This window comes from Methanobrevibacter wolinii SH, from assembly GCF_000621965.1.
Classification (GTDB): domain Archaea; phylum Methanobacteriota; class Methanobacteria; order Methanobacteriales; family Methanobacteriaceae; genus Methanarmilla; species Methanarmilla wolinii.
The window spans coordinates 97257-122394 of record NZ_KK211377.1; the positions used below are offsets into that span (position 1 = coordinate 97257).

A 25138-nucleotide genomic window follows, 5' to 3' on the forward strand; every position below is an offset into this window, starting at 1 on the left:
TTGGGGTTTAATTTAAATATTATAAAATTAATAATATTAATTATTATATTGATTTATTCATTAACGGTGTAATCATGGAAAATAAAAAAAATATTCAAAAAAGAGAAGAAAAATTATGGAGTGAGGTTAAGAATTATCAAGTAGCAACTAATAATGCTCGTATTCTTGGTGTTCTTGATGAACTTATTATTAATGATAAAACCGGTAAAATTGTAGATATTGCTATTAAAGTACAAGAAGATCGTAATATTCATGTTAAAGGAGCTAAAAGAAAAGGTGATTTATTACTTGTTCCTTTCTCAAAAGTTGAAAAAGTTGGAGAATTTATTATTGTAGCAGAATAAATTTTCTTTTTATTAATTTTATCTTTTTTCTGGTTTTATATTAACTTTTTTTCTTGGTTTTAACTTTTATTTTATTAGTTTTTAATTATTTTTTATATTTCTTTTATTTTAATACTAATTCTGTTCTTATCTAATATTAATATTTTTTAGTAAAAATAATGTTTAATTTTTTATTAACTTTAATTTTTCTAATTATTTAATTTTTATATAAATTGTGTTTTAGTATTTTATTTTGAGGATTTTATTTAATTTTTTAATATTTTTATCAATTATAAATTTTTTAATTTTTAAGCTTGTTAAAATTCTTTTTTTTAAAAAAATTTTCTTAAATTCAAATTTTAGGTATACTTTGTTATAAAAAATAGGATTTCAATAGACTTAATTTTTTTTATACTTTAATTATAATGTTTATATTAATTTTTTTATTAACAATATATCTATTTATTTAGTTTATTTAAATAAAATATAACAATTGTTTATTTTTTCATTGTTATATTTTTTATTTTATTATTATTTTCATGATTTTTATCATAAACTTTTTATTTAATAAAAATTAAGTTTAATATGTAAAATATAACACTATTTATATTTTTATGAATTTTGTTTTATTCTATTAATAATATATGGTGATAAAATATGTTACTTGAAATTCACAATTTAGCTGTTGAAGTTGAAGGTAAACAAGTATTAAAAAATGTTAATCTTTCTATAGCAGAAGGTGAAACACATGTACTTTTAGGACCTAATGGGGCAGGTAAAAGTACTTTGTTCATGACTATATTAGGATTTCCAAAATATCATGTTACTAATGGTTCAATTATTTTCAAAGGTAAAGATATAACTAACTTATCAACTGCTGAAAGAGTTAAATTAGGTATGGGAGTAAGTTTTCAAAATCCTCCAGCAATTAGAGGTATTTCTGTTGAAAATTTATTAAAATATGAATCTGGTCAAAATGAAGAAGATGAATTAAATCCAAGAATGAAAGCTTTAGCTGATAAACTTAAATTTAATGATGATTTTTTAAAAAGAGATGTTAACTTAGGATTCTCTGGTGGGGAAGTTAAAAGATCTGAAGTTCTTCAATTATTAGCTCAAAAACCAGATTTTACAATGTTTGATGAACCAGATTCTGGTGTTGATATTGAAAATGTAGAACTTATTGCTGAAGAATTAAATGTTATTTTAGATAAACAGAAAAAAATCAGTGAACGTAAACGTGCAGGTTTACTAATTACTCATTTAGGATATATTTTAAATTTTGTAAAAGCAGATAAAGCTCATATTTTAATGAATGGTGAAATTGCTTGTTCAGGAAATCCTGAAGAAATTTTAAATGATGTTCGTGAAAATGGATTTAAAGGATGTGTTAGTTGTGCGCAATGTACTCAATGATGCTGAAAAAGCTAAAAATAAAAAAGCACCTTTAGGAACAGATGTTACTATTGCAAATTATTCTAAAGAAGATATTTCTGTTTATGATGCTATTGATGATTTAAATGATTTATCTAAAAAAGATAAAGATACTCTTATTTCTGTAGGTGTTGATTCAGATGAAAAAGAAAGAAGTGGAAGTTTCGTTCAATTTGATCAAAGTAATATCTTTTCTAATTCTTTATCTGATAATATTGAAATTATGAATACTGGTGTTGCAAAAGATAAATATCCATGGTTAAAAGATTATCTTTGGAATGCTGTAAAACCGGATCAAGATAAATATACTGCAGAAACTGCATTGAGAGAAGAAAAAGAAGATGTTTATAGCGGTTATTTCATTAGATCTAAACCTAACACTAAAGAAGTTTTTCCAGTACAAGCATGTATGTTTATTGCTGATGCAGATATTATGCAAACAGCACATAATATTATTATTGCTGAGGAAAACTCTGAACTTCATTTAATAACTGGTTGTGCTACTGGTAGTGATATATCTTCTGCACTTCATGTTGGTGTAAGTGAATTATATCTTAAACCAGGTTCTAAAATTACTTTTACAATGGTCCATAATTGGGCTGAACAAGTTGAAGTACGTCCTAGAACTGGTATTAAATTAGCAGATAATACTACTTTCATTAATAATTATATTTTAACTAGTCCTGTTAAATGTGTACAATCTTATCCTACTGCATATTGTGAAGGTAATAACTCACGTGCACTTTTCCAAAGTGTTTTATCTGGTCAAAAAGATTCAGATATTGATGTTGGTTCACGTGCTATTCTTAATCACAAAAATAGTTCTGCTGAAGTTCTTTCACGTTCTGTTGCAAATGATGAATCTAAAATTTATGCTAGAGGAGATTTAGTTGGTAATGTTCCAGATGTTAAAGGTCATCTTGAATGTAATGGTTTAGTTTTATCTGATGAATCTTCTATATATGCAGTTCCAATTCTTGAAGCTAATTCTTCTGGACTTGAATTATCTCACGAAGCTGCAGTTGGTAAAATTGATGAAGATGAAATTTATTATTTAACATCTCGTGGATTTACTGAAGAAGAAGCAGCAGCTATGATTGTTAGAGGATTCTTAAATATGGATATTACAGGTTTACCTCCTGCTCTTGCTGAAAGTACTAAAAAAATGATTGATATGAGTATTAAAGGAATGTAAATTTTTTCTTTTTTATTTTAATATTAATTTTTTTCTTTTTTTATTTTAAGATTTATTAATTTTATATATTTTATTTAGATTATTTTTTATTTTTATTAAATTTTTTATTAATTTTATTCTGATTTTTTATTAATTTTTATCTAATTTTTCATATTTGTATTATTTTTTCATTCGTATTTATTAAAACGTATTTTTTATTCATGTTTATTTTTTTTAATAAATTACTTTATTTATTTTATTTTTTTCAATTATTTATATATATTTAATTTATTTTTTTCTATTTTTCTTAAATTTTTTTTAATTTAATTTTTTTTTAAATTAATTTATTTTATTTAAAGCTTTCGGTTTTAATTTCCAAGTAACCTTTATATTTAATTTTAAAGTAATATTGTATTAGTACATTAATGTTATGCTGAGCTAGCTCATTGAGGTACAATATTTATCAATGAAAAAATATTTTTTATAAATATATTTTTTGTTGATTAAAACGTTTTAAAAAAAAGAGAAAGGTAAAAATTTTGGAGAATATATTTTCCAATGTTTTTTTAAAAAAATTTGAATAGTAGAGGAGGTTAACTCTATGGCAGATGATATAAAAATTGTAATGTTTTGTTGCAACTGGTGTTCCTATGGTGGAGCAGATACTGCAGGTACTGCTAGGATGCAATACCCACCTAACATTAGGGTTATTCGTGTAATGTGTTCTGGTAGAATTGATCCACAATTCATCTTAAAAGCATTCAGAGAAGGTGCTGATGGTGTACTTGTAACTGGTTGTCACATGGGTGATTGTCACTATGATGCAGGAAACTATAAATTAGATAGAAGAATGAGAATTGTCTACAAATTAATTGAAGATTTAGGTATTGATAAAAGAAGATTATACCATGACTGGATTTCCGCATCTGAAGGTGAAAAATTCGCAAATACTGTTAGAATGATGGTTGCTAGAGTTAAAGATTTAGGACCTTCACCTTTAAAAGAACAAATTCAAGCTTAATTTAGTGGAGGATATATAATGGCAGAAGAAAAAGCAAAAGTTGGAACTATGTGGTTAGGTGGATGTTCAGGTTGTCACTTAGCTGTTGCTGATTTCCATGAAACATTATTAGATGTTTTAGAATTAGCTGATTTCGAATTTATTCCAGTTTTAATGGATACTAAATATGATGAAGTACCTGATTTAGATGTAATTCTTATTGAAGGTGGAATCAGAAACGATGAAAACAGAAAATTAGCTGAAATGTTAAGAGAAAAAGCTAAATATGTTATTGCTTTTGGTACTTGTGCATGTTATGGAGGTATTCCAGGACTTGGAAACTTACATACTGTAGAAGAATTAGAAGAAGAAGCTTATATTAATTCTGTTTCTACTGTTAACCCAGAAGGTATCATTCCTAATGAAGATGTACCTCAATTAGAAAACAGGGTAAGACCTTTAAGTGAAGCAATTGATATTGATATGATGCTTCCTGGTTGCCCACCAAGATCAGATGTTATTGCTAATGCAATTATTACCTTACTCAATGGTGAAACAGTTGAATTACCTACTACAAACTTATGTGAAGTTTGTCCTAGAGAAAAACCACCTGAAGGTTTAGCTATGGACTTCGTTAAAAGACAATTTGAAGTCGGAAGACCTGAAGATGATTTATGTTTAATTGCACAAGGTTTAGTATGTTTAGGTCCTGCTACAGTTTCATTATGTGGTGCAGAATGTCCTGAAATTGCAATCCCATGTAGAGGATGTTATGGACCAACTGCAAAAATTAAAGATGCAGGTGCTAAAATGATTTCAGCTATTGCTTCAGATTATGGTGTAGAAAAAGATAAAACTGTTGATCCTGAAGAAGTAGCTAGCCAATTAGATGATATTGTTGGTACATTTTATACTTATACTTTACCAGCTGCTTTAATCCCAATGAAAATGCAAAATGGAGGAAAATAGAATGGCAAAACTAACTATGGAACCTGTAACTCGTATTGAAGGTCACGCAAAAATTACTGTTCAGTTAGATGATGCAGGAAACGTTGAAGAAACTAGATTACATGTTATGGAATTTAGAGGATTTGAAAAATTCTTACAAGGTAGACCTGCAGAAGAATTACCACGTTTAGTTCCTAGAATCTGTGGTATTTGTGATGTTCAACACCATTTAGCAGCTGCTAAAGCTGTTGATCAAATTTATGGATTTGGAGACGATATCTTACCTACTGCTTACAGAATGAGAGAAATTATGAATTGGGGTTCATTTATGCACTCTCACGCACTTCATTTCTACTTCTTAGCAGCTCCAGATTTAATTGTTCCTAATGGAACTAGAAAAACAAGAAATGTTTTCCAAATTATCAAAGATCAACCAGATATTGCTTTACAAGCTATTGAAATCAGAAGAAATGGTTTAGATATGGTTAGAGCTATTGGTGGTCGTCCAATTCACCCAACTTCTTCCACTCCTGGAGGAATTTCTACTGAATTAACTGAGGATAAACAAAAAGAATTAAAACAAAAAGCTGAAAGAAACATTGAATTAGCTCAAAATACCTTAGATTTAGCTATTCCTATTTTCGAAGAAAAAATTGATCTTGTTAATGATTTAGGTTACTTCGGAGATACTCGTCACTGTGGTTTAGTAAATGATGGTAAATGGGATGTATACAATGGTAATGTAAGAATCAAAAGTAAAGATGGTTCTAAAATTGAATATGAATACAATAATTTAGAATACCAAGACATTGTTGCAGAACATGTTAAACCTTACTCTTGGTTAAAATTCCCATATATTAAAGAATTAGGATACCCTGAAGGTATTTACAGAGTAGCTCCTTTATCTAGGATTAACGTTTGTGATTCAATGCCTGATGAAGCTCCTCTTGCTCAAGAAAGATTAAATGAATTCCGTGAAAAATTCGGATATGCACAACAACCTATGTTATTCCATTGGGCTAGATTAATCGAAATCTTAGCTTCTGCTGAATGTGCAGCTACTGCATTAGATGAAGATTTATCTGGTAAAAAATTCCCAGATGCTCTTGAAAGAACTGCTGGTGAAGGTGCAGGTATTGTAGAAGCTCCTCGTGGTACTTTAATCCACCATTACAAAACTGATGATAATGGTTTAGTAACTAAAGCAAACCTCGTTGTTGCAACTATTCAAAACAACCCTGCTATGGAAATGGGTATTGATCAAGTAGCTAAAAAATACATCAAACCTGGTGTAGAAGTAGATGATAAAATCTTCAATTTAATGGAAATGGTTATTAGAGCATATGATCCATGTTTATCCTGTGCTACCCATACTATGGATAGTCAAATGAGACTTTCTACTTTAGAAGTTATTGATAGTGACGGAAACTTAGTTAAAAAAATCTAGAGGTGTGATATATGATAGTAGTCAACCAAGACGACTGCATCAAATGTGGAGCTTGTGAAGGTACATGTCCTTCATCTGCTATTGAAGTAGGTGAAAAACAAATTATCTTCTGTGATACATGTGGTGGAGAACCTAAATGTGCTGAAGTTTGTCCAAATGGTGCACTTACAGTCGATGAAGTAGCTGTTGATGATGAAGGTAATACACAAATCAGATTATCATATAACCCAGTCCTCTGTGATCAATGTGGTGGAGAACCTAAATGTGTTGATGTTTGTCCACCAAAAACACTTAAATTAAATAGTGATTCTAAAATACCTATTGATGGATTCTGTGTAATGTGTAAACAATGTGTAGATATCTGTCCTGTAGGTGTTATAGGTATACCTGGAGTTAAAGAACCTGCTGTAAGAGAACTTAATATTAGTGGACCTATTTTCATCCAAGATTGTGTTGGATGTGGAACTTGTGTTCCTGAATGTCCTGCTGATGCTATTACTTTACCTGCAGTCGGTGAATCAATTTCTATTGATGAAACTAAATGTATTAAATGTGGTGTTTGTTCTCAAACTTGTCCTTGGAATGCAGTATTTATTTCTGAAAATAAACCTGTTAAACGTTCTAAAACTATTAAATCCTTTACACTTGATGAATCAGCTTGTATTGGATGTAATACTTGTGTAGAAGCATGTCCTGGAGACTTTATTGTAGCTAAAGGTACTTCTTTAAGTGTAGAACTTCCTAAATCTTGTGCTGCTTGTAGTTTATGTGAACAACTCTGTCCTGTTGATGCAATTAGTTTAGAAGTTGAATTCGGTGAAGCAACTCCTGCTGAAGCTTTAGGTATTTCCAGAGATGTTGAAAAATGTGATTTCACTGGTGCATGTGCTATTGCTTGTCCTACTGAAGCTATTAAAGTTGTCAGTAAAATGGGTATGAAATTACCTGAACAAGTTAAATGTGATGAAGAACCTTCATTTGTTATGTGTGCTAGATGTGGTGCCTGTGCTGCAGCTTGTCCTAATGGTGCTTTAACATTAGATGAATTTGAAGTAACTATTGACGGAGAATCTGTATTAAGAAACAGGATTCAAGCTAACCCATCTAAATGTGAACAATGTGGAACTTGTATTGAAGCTTGTCCTTATGACATGTTAAAATTCAAAGAAGAAGGTAACTTACCTGTTGTTGGATTCTGTACCCTTTGTGGTCAATGTATTGAAGCATGTCCTAGAGACGCAGTTTGCTTAAAATAGATAAATAATTTAGATGATTTTTTCATCTATTTTATTTTTCTAATATTTTTAATTATTTTTAGATTTTTTATTATTTTAACGATATTTCATTTTTTAAAAACTTATTTTATTAAGAAATTTTAATTTTTATAAGTATTTTAAATTTAGAGTAATTCATATCTTAAATTTTTAAAAAAATTTTAATAAATGATTATTTTTTTTATAATTCTATTTATCTTATTATTCTTTCTATAACTATTTTTTATTATATTACCTTTAAATTTGCTTTTATTTTATTATTAATTACTTTTTATTATCATATTTTTCTAAATTTATTTTTTATTAATTTTTTATTAATTTTAAAAATTAGTATTTTTATTTTTTTTATTTACCATTGAAAATTAGTTTATTTTAAATTTTTAAGTTTTATTGAAACTCTCAAAATTTTTATAAATAAAATTCTTAAATTTGATTTTCAATTATTATCTACTCTTTATAAAAAATTATTTCAACAAATCTAAATTTTTTAATATTAAAATTTTAATAACTGTTGTTTTTAAAAAAAAGAAATTTATATTATGATTATTTTTGTTTAATTAAAAATTTATACTAATAAATTTAATTTAAAAATTTATTAGATTATATAAAAATAGTGAATTTTATTAATAATATCAAATAAAAATAGAATATTTAATTTTTAATTTATTCTATGATAATATTATTATCCATCTTAACTTTCCCATTATATATTGTCATTACTGCTTGACCTTTATATGGTATATTATTAAATGGTGAAAATTTAGCTTTTGTATAAAATTTATCAAGGTCAAATTTACCTTCTTTTTTAATATCTATTATTGTTAAATCTCCATCATAACCTTCTTGGATTTTTCCTTTATTTTTTAAATTAAATCTTTTTGCAGCATTTTCTGATAATATTTTAGGTATTATATTAAGGGGTATATTCTTTCTATTAACTTCTGTTAATAATAAACTTAATACAGTTTCTAAATTTGGCATTCCAGATGGACAATTCCAAATCATATTTTCTTTTTCTTCAATTGTATGTGGTGCATGATCAGTACCTATAATTGAGTTTTCATTTACATCATTAATAGTTATATTTTCCCCATAGAATCTTAATGGTGGATTAGTTTTAACTATATTTCCGAACTTGTTAAATGAATTTGCTTCAAGTAAAAGATGATGTGGAGTAAATTCATAACTAGTATCTACATCACTTTTATTATTTTTTATTATTTCTTCTGATTTTTTACTACTTAAATGACAAACATGTAATTTTAAATTATATTTTTTACTAAGTTTTATTGCTTTTTCTATTGCAATATCTTCTCCAATACTTGGTCGTGCATATGCGTGGTCTATTGGTAAATTACTACCTTTTTCTTTCATTTTAATTGTGTATTTTTCTATTGTTTTTTTATCTTCACCATGTATTGTGACTATTGGATTTGTGTTTAATTTTGAAATATTTCTAAATATTGTATTAAGCTCTTCATCTTCATATTCATTCATAAATATTTTAAATGATATTGGATTTAATTTAGAGATTTTTTTCATTTCATTAAGATTATTGATACCAGCATGTATTAATGTGTTTATAATACTTTTATTTTTAATTATTTTCTCTTTTTCTTTATATGCTTTTAATGTATTTGTTTTTGGTTTTGTGTTAGGCATATCAATAACTGTTGTAAATCCACCATTTGCAGCAGCCATAGAACCTGTTTTTATATCTTCTTTATATGTCATTCCAGGATCTCTAAAATGAACATGAGGATCTATTAATCCAGGTAAAACGATATTATTATTAATATCTATTATTTCATCTGCTTCTTCTGGAAGTTTTGATATTTTTTTTATTATTCCATTTTCAATACCAATATAAAATTCTCCTTTTTTATTTATTAATTTACAATTTTTTAATAATAAATCCATAATAATACTTCCTAATAATAGATTTTAATTATTTTTTAATTTATTTCTCAAGATTTTATATTTTATTCTTTAAGGTATTTTCTTATTATTTAATTTTTATATTATTTTTATTTTTATAAAAATTTTTATTAACCATAATATACTAATAGAATATTTTATAAATATATCTTTATAATATATTATCATGCCTTCAAATGAATTTGTTAAAGAAATTATTAAGAAGGATAGAAAAACATTTTTTAAAGATTATAAAAATTCTCAAGAAAATAAATTTAAATATTCTGAAGAATTAGAAAGTAATCTGGATAAATGTTCTCTAAAACCTTTAATAGCTGATTTTACAGAATATAATCCATTACATAATGGACATTATCATTGTTTAAAAATTGCAAAAGAAAAGGTTCCAAATGGTATTTTTGTTGCTATTGTACCAGGACTTTTTGAAAGAAATGGTAGAGGAGTACCTTATATTTTGCATAGACGTTCTAGAGCAGAAATCGCTATAAATGTTGGTGCAGATATTGTGGTTGAAGGTCCACCTATGGGTATTATGGGTTCTGGACAATATTCCTTATGTTTATGTAAAATGTTTCAAGCTTTAAATACAGATTTCATCCCAAGAGGATATAAACCATTTGATGGTATTAATGATATATTAAATAGAATAAGTTTAGGTCATGGTATTGCACCTAAACCTTATAAAATTGTTGATATGGATACTAATGAAGTTATCATGAGAGATAAATTAAAAGAAGATAATTATGTTATAGTTTCTTTTTCTAAATCCTTAAAAAAAATTGGTTTTGATTTCAAAAATAAATTTATTTTTGTTAAACGTATTGAAGGAGTTAGTGGAACTTTAATTCGTAATTCTATTGAGAATAATAATTTTGATAAGGTTAAAAATATGATGCCTAAAGAAACAATATCTATATTAAAAAGAGATATTGATTCAGGTTGTGCACCATTAAATAATATTCGTGATTGTGAAACTATTTTAGATAATGCTAATAATTTATCTTTTGAAGAATTGATTTATTTAAACTTATTTAATGATAATTTAGCTTCTAAAATAATTGAAACTCGTGATAAAAAACCATTTGAAACATTAAATGAATTAGAAGATTCTTTATTGTATGGTTTCTCAAGTAATTATAAACAAAGGGTTTTAAGTATATTAGAAACTAAAATAAATAAAGATATAATATCAAATTATATTGATAAATATCCTTATAATATTCGCATCTTAGATTATAAAAATGAAGATGTGTTAAATCAATTTGAAAATAAAATAAATAATAGGAGAATAGATTTATGGCAATAGAAAACGGTGATTTTGTTAAAGTTAATTTTACTGGTAAAATTGAAGAAACTGGTGATGTTTTTGATACTACTTATGAAGATATAGCTAAAGAAGCAGGTATTGATGATCAAAATAAAGAATATACTCCAATTCCAATAGTTGTCGGTGGAAAACATTTACTTCCTGCTATTGATGAAGCTATTGTTGGTATGGAACCTGGAGATGAAAAAGAAGTTAAAGTAGATCCAGAACATGGTTTTGGTGAAAGAGATTCTAGTTTAATAACTTTAATTCCTATGAGAGAATTTAAAAAACAAAACATGAAACCTTTCCCTGGAATGAGAATTCAAGCTGAAGGTCAAACTGGTAAAGTTTTAACAGTTAGTGGTGGAAGAGTAAAAGTAGATTTTAACCATGAATTAGCAGGTAAACATTTAGTTTATGATGTAAAAGTTGAAGATGTAATTGATAATGATGAAGATAAAGTAAAAAGTATGGTTCAATTACATTATGCTTATCCTAATATGGATATTGATAAAACTGAAGTTAACTTTGATGATGATACTGTAAGTATTAAATTAGATGAAATCACTAGATTCGATCAAAAATCTTATATGGATGTTACCCTTCAAAGATTTAGAATAGCTAAAGATCTTTGGGATAATATGGATGTAAGTAAAGTTCAATTTGTTGATACTTTTGAGAAAAAAGATACTGAATCAAATGAAGATGAAGAATCTGAAGAATAGATTCTAATCTTTTTTTATTTATTATAATGATGATTAATTTTTATAAACTTTTAATAGAGTTATAAAATTATATTATTATCATTAAAACTTTTTTTTACAAATAATAATTTATTCTATAATATGGCTTTTTTTATTAGTTTTATTAAAAATTATAATTGTATTATCTATTTTTAAAATATAATTTAATAATTATTAATATACTTTTATGCATTTAAAATTTAATTCATGAAGATTTCTTATTTTAGAAGTAAAATTTATAGTTTTTAGCTATTTATTTAAAAATCTGACTTAATATAAAATTTATTTTAAATTTAAATTATTTCTTATACATTATTTAATCTCATCTTAATAAAACATTTTTAAAAAAAAGTTTCTTGATTAATTTTAAAATTAGTATTTTATTTAGATTAGTATAAATTGTATGTTTTATATGTATGATTTAAAATTAGTATATGATTTGGTAAAAAAAGGAGTAAAAATATTGGAAGATTTTTTAACTAAAAATGGTTCCAATAAATTGAATTGGATTAGTTACTAATCCTATAACCGCTTCAAGGAATGTTGGATAATTACTTGATAATGCAAATAAATAAACGATATAGAATATTACAATTAATATTAATATAATTAAAATAATTGTTAATATTATGTCAGTAGCACTGTATGGTTCTTTTTCTTTTTTAGGTTTATTTTTCTCTATGAAATTCCTATTTAAATTGTTTCTACTTGGTTTGTGGTTCATATTTGGTTTTGTAGACCAAACATATTTTTTCTCATCTTCTTTAACACTACCTGCATAATATCCTTGATTACCTTTTTTAGATGGTTTTTCATAAGGTACTTTTTTATTTAATTCTTCATCATTAGATAGTTGTTCACTTAAACTTAAATCTTCTTCTTTTTTATAATTTTCTAAGTTTAATTCTTCTTTATCTGGTTCATCAAAGTATAAATCATCTAAATATTTTTCATATTTATCTTCTAATTCTTTTTGTTTTGTTATTTTTTCTGAACTATTATTTATTTCTGGTGTATTTTCTTCTATTTTTTCTTCATTATCGTTATTAAATATATTTGCAGGTTCCTGTTTAATACTGCTTGTTTTTTCAATTTTATGTTCTGGTTTTGGTTGTTGTGTTGTTTGTGGTTGTGGTTCTGGTTTTGGTTGTTGTGTTGTTTGTGGTTGTTCTGAAATATTTTGATCTTTATTAGATTCATTTTTAGTTTGATTTATTTTTTCAGAAACTTTTGATGTTAAACTATCACTTATTAAACTGTTTACACAATCTTTACATAATATATTTCCACCAACTTCCATTCCACACTCAGAACATATTGGTTTTCCACAGATAGCACAGTTATTTACACTATCTCTATCTGGATGGTAATGACATTTCATATTTTTTTACTCCATTTTTTATATGAATTTTAATTTTTAATAAAATTATATTAATAATAATATAATGTTATTAGTAATTGTTATATTTAATATTAATGTTTTAATTTATAAATGAAAAATAATTTTGTTTAATTTTTATTATATATTTTTTCAATTTGTATAATATTTTTCATATTATTTATTTTTTAGATAATGATGTATCTATTATTTTTTCTACTACTATTTCAGATGCAATTAAATCATCAACAGTATTTAAGAAACTTCCTAAAGAATCACTATTTATATCAAATTCAACTATATTTTCATTAAGTTTTGATTCAATAAAACTTTCATTATCTACTTTTAATGTTTTGTAAGATATTTCTGCAGAGTTCTTATCTTTATATTTAATTTTCATATTTGATTTAATTTTCATAATAACTTTCAACATCTTTTTATTTATAATAATATTATATATACTGTTTTTTGTCTATTAATATTTCTATTTTAATGATTAAATTTAATTATTTTATTTTTATTAATTATCTTAATTTTGAACTTTAGTTTTTTAAATATTCGTTTTTATTATTTATCTTATTTTTTCTAAGATAATTTATTGTAAAATCTATGTTTTTTTAAATATTTTTCAATATTATTTATATATTTTAATATTTTGTTTTATTTTTATAATTTTTTAGTATATTTAATTAAATTTTATATACTATAGAATTATAATATTATTATAGAAATATTTTTGAAATTTTTATATTTTTACTAATTTTATAATAACATTTATTAATGTTAATTTAAAAATAAATAATTATTCTATCTAATTGTTATGTGTAAATTTTATTATTTTATAATTTTACTCAAACTTATATAGCTAAGATATGGCTATTTATCATTTATTTCAAAAAATTATTTTGATAGAAATTATTAATCGGAGGATTATTTATGGTTCGTGCTTATACAAGAAGAGATTATATTAGAAAAATACCTAATTCAAGAATTGTACAATTCGATATGGGTAATTTAAGTGGGGATTTCCCTATTAAAGTAAGTTTAGTTTCAAAAGAAAATGTTGAGATTACTCACAATTCTTTAGAAGCAGCTAGGATTGCATCTAACAGATTAATGCAATTAAAAGCTGGTAGATTTGGTTACCATTTGAAAGTTAGACCATACCCACATCAAATTGTAAGAGAAAATCCTATGGCAACTGGTGCAGGTGCAGATAGGGTACAAAGTGGTATGAGAAATGCTTTTGGTAAAGCTGTAAGTGTATCTGCTATTGTTAAACGTGGTCAAAAATTAATTACTATTGACTGTAACAAAGCAAACTTCAATGATGCTAAATTAGCATTAAAAAGAGCATCAATGAAATTACCTACTACTACTAGAATTGTTGTAGATAAAGGTCAAGAATTAGTTTTATAATTTTATTGTAAATTCTTAATTGTATATTCAGAGTGTAAAAAATTGTATTATTTTGGTAATTTTACAATATTTTAAGCATTTGGTTTAGATGTGATTATAAAGTTTTTACAATCTTCTTTTAAACTTATACACTAATATTGTACTATCTAAACAATTTTACAATATTTTAAGCTCCTTGAATATTTTAAATATTATTTTCATTAAATAATTATTTTAAAAAATGAGGGAAAAAGTATGTATGTAGCAAAATTTGAGAAAATAAGTAAAGATGATATTGATATTGCTGGAGGTAAAGGAGCTAATTTAGGTGAATTAACTCAAGCAGGTATTCCTGTTCCACCAGGATTTGTTATAACATCTAAAACTTATGAAAAATTTATGAATGACACTGAAATTAATACAACTATTATGGATATACTTGAAAATACTGATGTCAATGATACTAAAGCTCTTCAAAGATCTGCTGAAAAAATTAAAGATATAATTGTTAAAACACCAATGCCTCAAGATATTAAGACTTTAATTATTGAAGCTTATAATCAACTTTCAGAAAGTGTTGGTGAAGAAGCTGCAGATGTAGCTGTAAGATCTTCTGCTACTGCTGAAGATTTACCTGATGCTTCTTTTGCAGGTCAACAAGATACTTATTTACATGTTAAAGGTGTAGATGAAGTAGTCAAATATGTTCAAAAAGTATGGGCTTCTTTATTTGAAGCAAGAGCTATTTTTTACAGAGAAGAAAACAATTTCGATCATGATAAAGTATTTATTGCAGTTTGTGTTCAACAAATGGCTCAAGCAGACAAAGCAGGAGTCATGTTTACAGTAAATCCTTCAACTGGTGAAGATGTTGCTATGATTGAATCTTCATGGGGACTTGGTGAAGCTGTTGTATCTGGTGATGTTACTCCTGATCATTATGATGTAGATAAAAAAACTGGAAAACTTGTTAATATTACAGTTAGTGATAAAAAATACATGTATGTAAATGATGAAAAAGGTACTAGTATAAGAGTAAAAGTTCCTGAAGAAAAACGTAATGAAAGAGTATTATCTGATAAAGATTTAGAAAATCTTGTTGCAATGGGTAAAAGGATTGAAAAACATTATAAATCACCTATGGATACTGAATGGGCTATTGAAAACGGAAAACTTTATTTATTACAATCTCGTCCTATTACTACATTAGATGATAATAAAACTTCTGGTTCTGAAGAAGTTACAACTGATCTTAATGTTATTATTAAAGGATTAGGTGCAAGTCCAGGTATTGTTGCTGGACCAGTTAAAATTATAAAAGACATTGAAGAATTAGATAAAATCCAAAATGGAGATATTATGGTTACTACAATGACCACTCCAGATATGGTTCCAGCTATGAAAAAATCATCAGGTATTATTACTGATGAAGGTGGAGTAACTTGTCATGCATCTATTATTTCAAGGGAATTAGGTATTCCTTGTGTAGTTGGTACTGGTGAAGCAACTGATGTTTTAAATGATGGTGAAGAAGTTTCTATTGATGGTAAAAAAGGATTAGTTTATGAAGGACTTATATCATCAGCAGAAAATACAGATTCTACTATGGAATTAGATCAAAATATAAAAGCAGTTGCAGAACCTATCGTCACTGTTACTTCAGTAAAAGCTAATGTTAGTATGCCTGAAGCAGCACCTAGGGCAGCAGCAGTTGGTGCTGATGGTGTTGGATTATTAAGAGCAGAACACATGATGTTAAATGGTGGAGTACACCCTAAAAAATATATTTTAGATGGTAAAGAAGACGAATTAGTTGATATGTTAGCTGAGAATATTTTAAAAGTAGCTGATGTATTTTATCCTAAACCAGTATGGTACAGAACTATGGATGCACCTACTGATGAATTTGTAACTCTCGAAGGTGGAGAAAATGAGCCTGAAGAACACAATCCAATGTTAGGTTGGAGAGGTATTAGAAGAGAGTTAGATGAACCTGAAATTATTCAAGCTGAATTTAAAGCTATTAAAAAACTTCATGAAAAAGGATATACTAATATTGGAATTATGATTCCATTATCTCAAAGTGTTTCTGAATTAAGAAAAGCTAAAAAATTATGTGCTGAAGTAGGACTCATACCTCAAAAAGATGTGGAATTTGGTATGATGGTTGAAACTCCAGCTGCAGCTTTAACTGTTGAAGATTATATTGATGAAGGAATCGATTTTGTAAGTCTTGGAACTAATGATTTAACACAATACACTTTAGCTATTGATCGTAATAATGAATTTGTAGCTAAAAACTATACTGAAGAACATCCAGCAGTCATGAAATTAATTGAAAGAACAATTAAAATATGTGCTGAAAGAGGAGTAACTTGTAGTATTTGTGGTCAAGCAGGTAGTGTACCACATATTGTTGAAAAATTAGTAGAATTTGGTATTAGTAGTGTTTCATCAAATGCAGATGCAATTCCTGATGTAAGACGTACTGTTGCTATAGCAGAGAAAAAATTAATTCTTAATGCTGCAAGAAAAAGATTAGAACAATAAGATTTTTATCTTATTTTTTATTTTATTTTTTTTAAACATTTATTTATCTTAAAAATTTTATTTTAAAATTAATTAAATAGCTATTTTTTGATTATTTAACTAATTATTTTAAAACTTTTATCTTAAATGACTAGTTTTGTGAATTTTTTATTTTTATAATATATTTAAGGTAATACTTATGGAAGAACAACCTAAATCTAAAGAAGAAATATTTAAAGAATTAGATTCATTTCAGAAAAAAGATATGAAATATTCTGATGGTAGAATTCTTGGTTCTATGTGTACAGAGGCGGAACCAATTGCTAAAGAAGTTTTTTATAAATTTATAAATTCTAATCTTGGTGATCCTGGTTTATTTAAAGGTACTAAAGAGATTGAAAATAAGGTTATTAAAAACATTGGTTCTTTTGTTTCAATTGATAATCCTTATGGTCATGTTGTTACTGGTGGGACTGAAGCTAATCTAATGGCAATGCGTGCTGCTCGTAATTATGCAAGACGATATAAAGGTATTGATAATCCTGAAATTATTGTTCCTCAATCTGCTCATTTTTCATTTAAAAAAGCATCTGATATGTTTGGATTAAAACTTGTTAGAGCTGATTTTGATGATAATTACAAAATAGATCCTAATTCTTTAGAAGATAAAATCACTGATAATACTGTTGCTATTGTTGCAATTGCAGGGTCTACTGAATTAGGAATGGTGGATCCTATTGATAAAATTGCAGAAATTGCAAAGAATAATGATATTTATTTACATGTTGATGCAGCATTTGGTGGATTTTCAATACCATTTTTAAAAGAAGCAGGTTATGATTTTCCACAATTTGATTTCTCTTTAGATGCAGTGTGTTCTATGACTATTGATCCACATAAAATGGGTCTTTCAACTATTCCTTCTGGATGTATTTTATTTAGAGATAGAAAATATCTTGATGTAATGGCTGTAGAAGCACCTTATCTTACTAAAAAAGAACAATCAACTATTGTTGGTACTCGTAGTGGTGCATCTTCAGCAGCAACATATGCTGTTATGGAATCTTTGGGTCATGAAGGTTATAGGAAAAATGCATTATATGCTATGAAAAAAACTATGTATCTTAAAAAAGGGCTTGAAGAATTAGGTTATGGAATAGTTGTTGAACCTGAACTTAATATCGTTGCTTTTAATCATCCTGATATGGAGACAGATGATTTAGCATTGGAACTTGAAAAAAGAAATTGGAGAGTTTCATGTTCTTCATGTCCTAAAGCAATTCGTGTTATTGTAATGAAACATATTTCTATGGATAATATAAAAGATTTATTAAATGATTTATCTGAAATTGCAGATAATATTTAATCTTTAATTATTCATTTATATACTATTTTTAATATATATGAATTATAAAATTTTTAAAAAAAAGTATTTATTTTAATTTTTTTAATAATATTTAAAAACTTATTTTATAAGTTTTAATTTTTAAAGGCTATTTTTAAATGAAATAATCTATTTCTTGAATTTAATGTTTTTTTATTGTTTTAATATTGTGATTATAAGATTATTGTTTTTGTGAATTATTGTTTTTTTAAAATATTGTGTTTATAAAATTAATGTTTTTTGTGAATTATTGTTTTTTAAAAAATATTAAAAGAATTATAAAATGATTTATAATTCTTTAATTTCTTCTACATACATTAATGGGTAATTAAGCTCTTCAATAAATTCAATTCTGATAGTAGCAATTACATTATCCACTTTTGTTTTTATTTTAATATTTAACATATCTCCACTTAAAGAAGTATAATCAAAATCACTTAATGCAGAATCTAATCGTTTAAGATCTATTTTTGCATCAACTTCTTCAATTGCAGGTTGTAATTCAAATGATTCTTTTATTGATTTTTCAATACTAGGTACTGATTCTTTATTTAAAGGAATTCCTACAAATTGGTGGAATAATGCACCCATTGTAATTCCTCCTTCAAATATAGCTCTTTCTCTAGAATTTATGTTTGAAAAGTATTTTTTATTTACATCCATTTTATCCTATTCCTAATGTGAATATTTGATTTAAAAATTCTATTTTTGATGTGAATTCATTTACTGGACCTGGATTTATATGGCAATATACTAAAAACAGTGTTATAAGTATAACACAAGTTCCTATAAATTTCCTTTCAGATTTAGGTGATAAAAATGTTACAATTAATCCAAGTAATATAAATCCAATTATTATATATATTCCATAATTTGATTGTGGATTATCTTTAATAACGTACTGATTTAAAGGTCCTTTACTTGTGTAATTTGCTTTAATAATGAGCCTTTTTTCTGTTGTACCTATTGGAGTACATGTAATTAATGATAATGTTTGTGTATCACTACTTATTATTGGTCTATATGTTGCAGGTACTACTGTTTTATTATAAACAGTATAATTTACTTCACCAATTCCTGGCCATTGTAATGTTATTATGTCTCCAGGGTTAAGTTCATTTAATCTTAAAAATGGTGAACCAAGTAATGTTCTATGTCCAAATAGAATTACATCTCCTTCTCCAGGATTATATGATTTTCTTTCATGATAAACTCCTTCAGATATAGAGTTATTATTTATTTTTTCATGTAATCCTATTTTTTCACAAACTACTACTGGATTATTCATATCATTTTCTGTAATAAGTTTATGTGAGAAATATGTAACCTCATTTGCAGCATATAATCCAACAATTAAAAGGGCAATTATTATTACAATTGTTGATTTGTCCATATTATCCTCTTAATTGCTTTAATTTTTATTAATAATTATTTTAATTAAATATTAATTTATGGTTTATTAAATATTTAATTTTTTATTAACATTTAACTTTATTGAAATATTTTTTTAATATAATTTTCTAATTTTTTTAGTTTGAATTATTGTTTTTAATTTCATTAATCATCCAATCTGGACTATTTTTTGTAGGTATTGTTAATACTAAATTATTCATATTATTTAATACAAATCTTACATCTTCTCTTGGAACTTCTAGAAGTATTAAGTAATTAGCATCTAAATCTCCAATATTTGATTTTCTTTCATAATCTGATAATCTGATTCCATAATTATTTAGTATATTTTCTGTTTCGGTATCACTATATTCTAAGGTTTCTGCTTTAATATTTTCTTCAACATCTGTGGTATAAGTATATGAGGTATTTTCTTCTGTTTTTGAAATACTTTTTTCTGTTTTTGAGTTTATTGATCCACTATCTTTTCCCCTCATTATAGTAAGTACTTTACAACCACTAATTTCAGGATTAGCTTCTTCTGAATTATTACTTACTTTATTATTTGAAGTATTTTCTGTATTATTATTATTTTCTAGCTTATTATCACTTGAATTTATATAATAAATATCTATTTTACTTCCAGTACTTATTAAACCACTTGCAGCTTGAAGTCTTGAAACTTCAATAGGTACAGCTACAGTGTCTGGTTTTTTAAATTCTATATTGGATAATACATATCCATCATTATCTTCTATAAGTTTAATAGCTTCATCTTCATTTATAAGAATATTTTTTTTACTATCATTTGTATATGTAAGCATTATTCTATTTCCAATATCTTTATTTTCTTTAATCTTTTTTAAATGATAATCTTTCCATTGTGCTGTTGCAGGTCTTAAAACATCTACACTGTCAATATCTAATTTATTATGACATTTACTTATACGATCTTCAAGAACACTAGCTTCTTTTGCATTAACTAATGGTCCTTTATATAATCTGTTTATTTCATTTAATTTAGCTATTTTTTCATTATTCAATTCATTTTCCTTAGGTTCATATACTGTAAAATAATATATTCCTCCAATTATTATAATAAATAGTATTATAAAAAGTATAAGTCCCATTTTAGCCTTTTCTTTATCTGTATATTCTGTTTTATTATTTATGGATTTAAAATGATTTAGTAATGGTTTTCCTAGTTTTTCTTTTTTTCTTGGTTTTTCTAGTTTTTTTAAATCATTGTTTTCTATCTTATTTTTTGAGTCTATGTCCTTGCTTATTCCTTTTAAATTAAATTTATCATTATTTGCTAGTTCATATATACTTTCATTTTTTAGTATATTCTCTTTATTGTTTTTTAAATCAGAATTAGTATTTAATTTATTTTTATTAAAATTAGAAGAATCAGTATTTATATCTTTATAATAATCTTTTTCAAAATCAGTTTCATTATTAAAATAATCATCTAAAAAATCATCTAAATCTTTAATCTCAGATAAATCTTTTTTATTATTTTCAGTTTTTAAAAAATTTTTAATTTTATTTATTAAACTATTATTTTCTTCTTTTATAGGTTCTAATGATTTTGGTTTATGTTTTTCGTCCTTCATTTCCTACCAACCTAATGGATGGAACATTTTTTAGACGAACAAAAAAAGTATAATATATAATTATTATTTTTCATTATATATTATTTAGTAAGTATAAATTTATTTATTTATTAATATATTACTTATTAGGTAGTATAAAGTCATTACAAGTAATATTATTGCTGCAATATTAATATTATATATTACTGGGAATTTTATAAACATCAATATAATTAAGAATAATGCAAAAATTATAACTTTTATATTTCCAAATTTTTCATATTTTACATTACTTATCATAAGTATTCCAACAATTACCATAAGTATCATTGCAATGTATACATTGTATATACCACTTAAATAGTATGTTACTAAAATAAATGCTATTCCAGGTATTGGAAAACCAATAAAACCTTTAAAATCTATTTTATCTGCAATTACATTGTATCGTGTTAATCTTAATACTCCGCAAATTACTATAAATAATGAAACAATTATTAAACCAATTTCAGGACCATTTAAATTCATTCCTGAAATATATAATAATATTGCAGGTGCTACTCCAAATGAAACTATATCAGATAATGAATCAATATTCTTTCCAAATCCGTGAATATCATCTCTACCTACTTTTCTAGCTGTCCATCCATCACATGAGTCAAAAATTATTGCTAAAATAATAAATAATGTAGCTAAACTTAAATTATTATTTATAGCACATATTATAGATAAGAAACCTGAACTCATATTTGATAATGATATAAAATCAGGTATAGCTATAAAATGTTCCATTCCTGTTTTTTCAATTTTCATATTGACTCCTATACTCCTTTTTTTCTTAATTATTTAATATTCTTGATTATTTTTATTTTAAATAAATATTAAGAATTAATTAATTTTTAATTTTAATTTTCATGCTTTTTTATTAATTTATTATATACTTAAATTTTGTTTTTATTTTAAATATTTTTTTGTATTTTATAAGATTTTATTTATTTTTATCAATAAATTTTTTAATATGATTAAATATATATAATGTATAAACATTATAATAATATAATAGTCTATTAATTTTTGACTTGATATTTTTTTGTAATTTTTGATTGATTTTTTTGAAATAATTAAATATTTAATTTATTAATTTCATAAATTATATATAAAAAACAGTTTTATGTGTGTACGATGATTGAAGATAATATTCGAGCTTTAAGAGAAGCTGCAAGGATTACTGATGATAAAGAAGATAATAATGATTCTTCTATCAATCAACCTCCTAAAAAGTTATGGTGTGTAATGGCAGGTAATGATAAATTAATTGATGACATTGCATACGATGCTATATCTTCTAGAGATAAAGTTAAAATCCTATTTCGGGAGCATGTTACTTTAGAAGAAGATAAAATCAACAGAAAATTTGATTTTATCATGTTATATGGTGAAGCAGCTACTATTAAAAGACTTAGTAATGATTGTAAAGATGGTGGAGGAGCATATATTAAGATACCTCAAAATTATATTGAAGAAAAATCTAATTTAATGATTTTAGTAGGTCCAGAAGACACTATCAGAAAATCTGTTGCTAAGATGGAAAGAGCTAGAATTCAATTTGGTATATTGTTAGATGATCAAACTACTGGTTTTATCCAAACAGATATAAATATTAAATTACCTAAATTTTTAAAAAATACATTTAATCCATTGTTTAATGTTAGTGAAGTTGTTTTAAAAACAATTTTAATATCTGTTGATGAGGATAAAGATGTAAATAAAGTTTCAGATATTGCTACATCAGATAAAATTTTTGTTATTGACTTTAAGGATATTGATATGGAGGCTTAATTAAATGAGTTTATTTGGAAATAATAATGATGATAATACTAAAGATACACCTAAACAATCCACTATCCGTAATAGTTTAGGTATTGATTTAGGTACTTTAAATACTGTAATTGCAAAACCTTCAGGAGATAAATTTGATTTATACCAAATTCCTTCTGTTGTTGCTGTTAAAAAAGATGACCCTACTTCTGTTTTAGCAGTTGGTGAAGAAGCAAAATTAATGTTAGGAAGAACACCGGAAGATATTGTTGCTGTAAGGCCACTTAAAAAAGGAGTTATTGAAAATATTGTTCAAGCTCAATCTTTACTTATTCGTGCAATTCAAATAGGTATTAATGATGGTGAATCTGTTGGAAGACTTGTTATAGGTATTCCTGGAGATTCTTCAGAAGTAGAAAAAAATGCAGCAGAAGAAATTGGAAGAAAAGCTGGTGCAGATGAAGTTATTGTAATTAGTGAAGGATTAGCTGCAGCTATTGGTGCTGGATTACCAATTGCAGAACCTAATGGTATTATGGTTATTGATATTGGTGCAGGTTCTACTGATTTAGTTGTTATTTCTCTTGGTGGAATTACTGATATTGAAACTGTAAGAGTTGGTGGAGACGATATTGATAATAAAATCGTTGAATTAATTGCTGAAAAATATAATGTAGCTATTGGTATTCATGATGCAGAATCTGCTAAAATGGAAGTTGGTATGATTCACTGTAGTGAAACACTTGAAAATTTATCTGTAGAAGTTATTGGTAAATCTTTAGAAACTAATAGACCTAAAAAAGTAGTTATTGATTCTATGCTTGTAGCTGATGCTGTTGAACCAGTTATGAAAGCAATTATTGATGGATTAAATTTAATCTTTGAAAGATTATCTCCAGAATTAATTATGGGTATTTATAAAAATTCCGTTGCTGTAGGTGGAACTTCAAGATTACGTGGTCTTAAAGAAAGAATCTATGATGAAGTTGGTGTACCTGTAACTATTTCAGATGATCCAATGACTGTAGTTGCAAAAGGTACTGCTATTGTTGCTGCAGAACCATTAGCTTTAGAACCTGAAGTACGTCTTAGAGCTATGAAATAGATTTTTTCAATCTATTATTTTTATTTTTTTATTAATATTTTATAATTATTTTTTATTTTTAATTTTATTAGTCTATTTTTTATTATTCTCTTAAAAAGACTTTTTACTTTTTTATTTTTAGACTATTTACTATTTTATTTTAAGGTTATATTATGGATATAATGGGTGTTGATGAAGCAGGACGAGGTCCAGTATTAGGGCCTATGGTTATTGGAGGGATTGTAGTTCCTGAAAAAATGAATCCAGTACTTGAAAGAATGGGTGTTAAAGATTCTAAAAAATTAACTCCTGAAAGAAGAGCTGTACTTGCACGTAAATTATCTAAGATGTTTGATTATGATACAGTAATAATTAGTGCAAAAGATATTGATAATTTAAGATCAAAAGGTGTTAATCTTAATGATATTGAAAAATTAGGAATGATTAAACTTATTCGTAAATTAAATCCTGAAGAAGTTATTATTGATGCTGTAGATATTAAAGAATTACGTTTTCAAAACCAAATTCAAAAAGAAATTGGGGATGATATTAAAGTCATTGCTAAACATAAAGCAGATGACACTTATGTTCAAGTAGGTGCTGCATCTATTATGGCTAAAGTTACTCGTGATAATATTATTGCAGATATAAATAAAGATTATGAAGATATGGGAGGTATTGGATCTGGTTATCCAAGTGATCCTCATACTAAACATTTTTTATCTAAATTTACTTATAATGAACTTCCAGATTTCGTTAGAAAATCTTGGAATACTGTTAAAAAAATGAAAGATGATGAATCTCAACTAAGATTCTAATTTATCTTAATTTTTTTATTTTTTCTTATTTTATGGTTTCTTGAAAACTATTTTTTTAAAAATTTAAACTGAGATTAAACCTAAAACCATATTAGATGTATTCTGGTTGAAAACTATTTTTAAAATTTAAACTTATTTATACTTGAAAATTA

At 25.5% G+C, this 25138-nt stretch carries 22 protein-coding genes; 15 read left to right on the forward strand and 7 right to left on the reverse strand.

Going from position 1 to position 25138, the window contains the following annotated elements; genetic code table 11:
* Window positions 1–74: 74 nt before the first annotated feature.
* From T523_RS07105 to T523_RS07135, 7 genes are all read left to right on the forward strand, one after another.
* A complete protein-coding gene (locus T523_RS07105; protein ID WP_042708251.1) occupies window positions 75–344 on the forward strand; it encodes a PRC-barrel domain-containing protein in 270 nt (89 codons plus the stop codon).
* A 636-nt stretch (window positions 345–980) separates the two neighbouring features.
* Window positions 981–1739 carry a Fe-S cluster assembly ATPase SufC gene (gene sufC / locus T523_RS07110; protein ID WP_042708252.1) on the forward strand — a complete coding sequence of 253 codons (759 nt, stop codon included), beginning with the start codon at window positions 981–983 and terminating at the stop codon, window positions 1737–1739.
* The gene (locus T523_RS07115) at window positions 1696–2952 is read left to right on the forward strand and encodes a SufB/SufD family protein (RefSeq protein ID WP_042708253.1); all 1257 of its coding nucleotides are present in this window, start codon (window positions 1696–1698) and stop codon (window positions 2950–2952) included. The genes sufC and T523_RS07115 overlap by 44 nt, the downstream gene beginning before the upstream one ends.
* Window positions 2953–3532: 580 nt before the next feature.
* On the forward strand, window positions 3533–3952 hold the full coding sequence (locus T523_RS07120; protein ID WP_042708254.1) for a hydrogenase iron-sulfur subunit: 420 nt from the start codon (window positions 3533–3535) through the stop codon (window positions 3950–3952).
* 18 nt (window positions 3953–3970) lie between these two features.
* Window positions 3971–4900: an NADH-quinone oxidoreductase subunit B family protein gene (locus T523_RS07125; RefSeq protein WP_042708255.1), complete on the forward strand. Its 930-nt coding sequence runs from the start codon at window positions 3971–3973 to the stop codon at window positions 4898–4900.
* A gap of 1 nt (window position 4901) precedes the next feature.
* Window positions 4902–6326, forward strand: a complete 1425-nt coding sequence (locus T523_RS07130; RefSeq protein ID WP_042708257.1) for a Ni/Fe hydrogenase subunit alpha — start codon at window positions 4902–4904, stop codon at window positions 6324–6326.
* Window positions 6327–6337: 11 nt separating this feature from the next.
* Window positions 6338–7582 carry a 4Fe-4S binding protein gene (locus T523_RS07135; RefSeq protein ID WP_042708258.1) on the forward strand — a complete coding sequence of 415 codons (1245 nt, stop codon included), beginning with the start codon at window positions 6338–6340 and terminating at the stop codon, window positions 7580–7582.
* 681 nt (window positions 7583–8263) lie between these two features.
* On the opposite strand, the gene T523_RS07140 is transcribed toward T523_RS07135, so the two are convergent.
* The gene (locus T523_RS07140; RefSeq protein WP_042708259.1) at window positions 8264–9520 is read right to left on the reverse strand and encodes a dihydroorotase; all 1257 of its coding nucleotides are present in this window, start codon (window positions 9518–9520) and stop codon (window positions 8264–8266) included.
* A 184-nt stretch (window positions 9521–9704) separates the two neighbouring features.
* On the opposite strand from T523_RS07140, the gene T523_RS07145 reads away from it, so the two are divergent.
* Both T523_RS07145 and T523_RS07150 read left to right on the forward strand, forming a co-directional pair.
* Window positions 9705–10844: a nucleotidyltransferase family protein gene (locus T523_RS07145; RefSeq protein WP_042708260.1), complete on the forward strand. Its 1140-nt coding sequence runs from the start codon at window positions 9705–9707 to the stop codon at window positions 10842–10844.
* Complete coding sequence (locus T523_RS07150) at window positions 10835–11572, forward strand: peptidylprolyl isomerase (RefSeq protein ID WP_042708261.1); 738 nt, start codon at window positions 10835–10837, stop codon at window positions 11570–11572. The genes T523_RS07145 and T523_RS07150 overlap by 10 nt, the downstream gene beginning before the upstream one ends.
* 493 nt (window positions 11573–12065) lie before the next feature.
* Here the strand turns inward: T523_RS07150 and T523_RS07155 are convergent, their stop codons facing one another.
* Both T523_RS07155 and T523_RS07160 read right to left on the reverse strand, forming a co-directional pair.
* The gene (locus T523_RS07155; protein WP_042708262.1) at window positions 12066–12971 is read right to left on the reverse strand and encodes a hypothetical protein; all 906 of its coding nucleotides are present in this window, start codon (window positions 12969–12971) and stop codon (window positions 12066–12068) included.
* Window positions 12972–13149: 178 nt separating this feature from the next.
* Entirely contained in the window at window positions 13150–13386 is a 237-nt protein-coding gene (locus T523_RS07160) for a KEOPS complex subunit Pcc1 (protein ID WP_042708263.1), read from the reverse strand.
* 518 nt (window positions 13387–13904) lie between these two features.
* Between T523_RS07160 and rplJ the strand changes: the two genes are divergently transcribed.
* The 3 genes from rplJ (at window position 13905) to mfnA (ending at window position 18261) form a co-directional block, all read left to right on the forward strand.
* On the forward strand, window positions 13905–14387 hold the full coding sequence (gene rplJ / locus T523_RS07165; RefSeq protein WP_052334680.1) for a 50S ribosomal protein L16: 483 nt from the start codon (window positions 13905–13907) through the stop codon (window positions 14385–14387).
* Between the two features lie 234 nt (window positions 14388–14621).
* Window positions 14622–16916: a phosphoenolpyruvate synthase gene (ppsA, locus tag T523_RS07170; protein WP_042708265.1), complete on the forward strand. Its 2295-nt coding sequence runs from the start codon at window positions 14622–14624 to the stop codon at window positions 16914–16916.
* 178 nt (window positions 16917–17094) lie between these two features.
* On the forward strand, window positions 17095–18261 hold the full coding sequence (gene mfnA / locus T523_RS07175) for a tyrosine decarboxylase MfnA (protein WP_042708266.1): 1167 nt from the start codon (window positions 17095–17097) through the stop codon (window positions 18259–18261).
* 306 nt (window positions 18262–18567) lie between these two features.
* Here the strand turns inward: mfnA and T523_RS07180 are convergent, their stop codons facing one another.
* The 4 genes from T523_RS07180 to T523_RS07195 all read right to left on the reverse strand — a co-directional run bounded on the left by T523_RS07180 (window position 18568) and on the right by T523_RS07195 (window position 22079).
* Window positions 18568–18942 (reverse strand): dihydroneopterin aldolase family protein, encoded by a 375-nt coding sequence (locus T523_RS07180; protein ID WP_042708267.1) that lies wholly within the window; start codon window positions 18940–18942, stop codon window positions 18568–18570.
* A gap of 1 nt (window position 18943) precedes the next feature.
* Window positions 18944–19672, reverse strand: coding sequence for a class E sortase (locus T523_RS07185; protein WP_042708268.1), 729 nt, complete (start codon window positions 19670–19672; stop codon window positions 18944–18946).
* Window positions 19673–19808: 136 nt separating this feature from the next.
* Window positions 19809–21287, reverse strand: coding sequence for a hypothetical protein (locus tag T523_RS07190; protein WP_052334681.1), 1479 nt, complete (start codon window positions 21285–21287; stop codon window positions 19809–19811).
* A gap of 99 nt (window positions 21288–21386) precedes the next feature.
* Complete coding sequence (locus tag T523_RS07195) at window positions 21387–22079, reverse strand: archaetidylserine synthase (RefSeq protein WP_042708269.1); 693 nt, start codon at window positions 22077–22079, stop codon at window positions 21387–21389.
* A 369-nt stretch (window positions 22080–22448) separates the two neighbouring features.
* Here T523_RS07195 and T523_RS07200 point away from each other — a divergent pair, with 369 nt between their 5' ends.
* The 3 genes from T523_RS07200 to rnhB all read left to right on the forward strand — a co-directional run bounded on the left by T523_RS07200 (window position 22449) and on the right by rnhB (window position 24986).
* A complete protein-coding gene (locus T523_RS07200; protein ID WP_042708270.1) occupies window positions 22449–23105 on the forward strand; it encodes a hypothetical protein in 657 nt (218 codons plus the stop codon).
* A gap of 4 nt (window positions 23106–23109) precedes the next feature.
* Window positions 23110–24189: a rod shape-determining protein gene (locus T523_RS07205; protein WP_042708272.1), complete on the forward strand. Its 1080-nt coding sequence runs from the start codon at window positions 23110–23112 to the stop codon at window positions 24187–24189.
* Between the two features lie 152 nt (window positions 24190–24341).
* Window positions 24342–24986: a ribonuclease HII gene (rnhB, locus tag T523_RS07210; protein WP_042708273.1), complete on the forward strand. Its 645-nt coding sequence runs from the start codon at window positions 24342–24344 to the stop codon at window positions 24984–24986.
* Window positions 24987–25138: the final 152 nt, after the last annotated feature.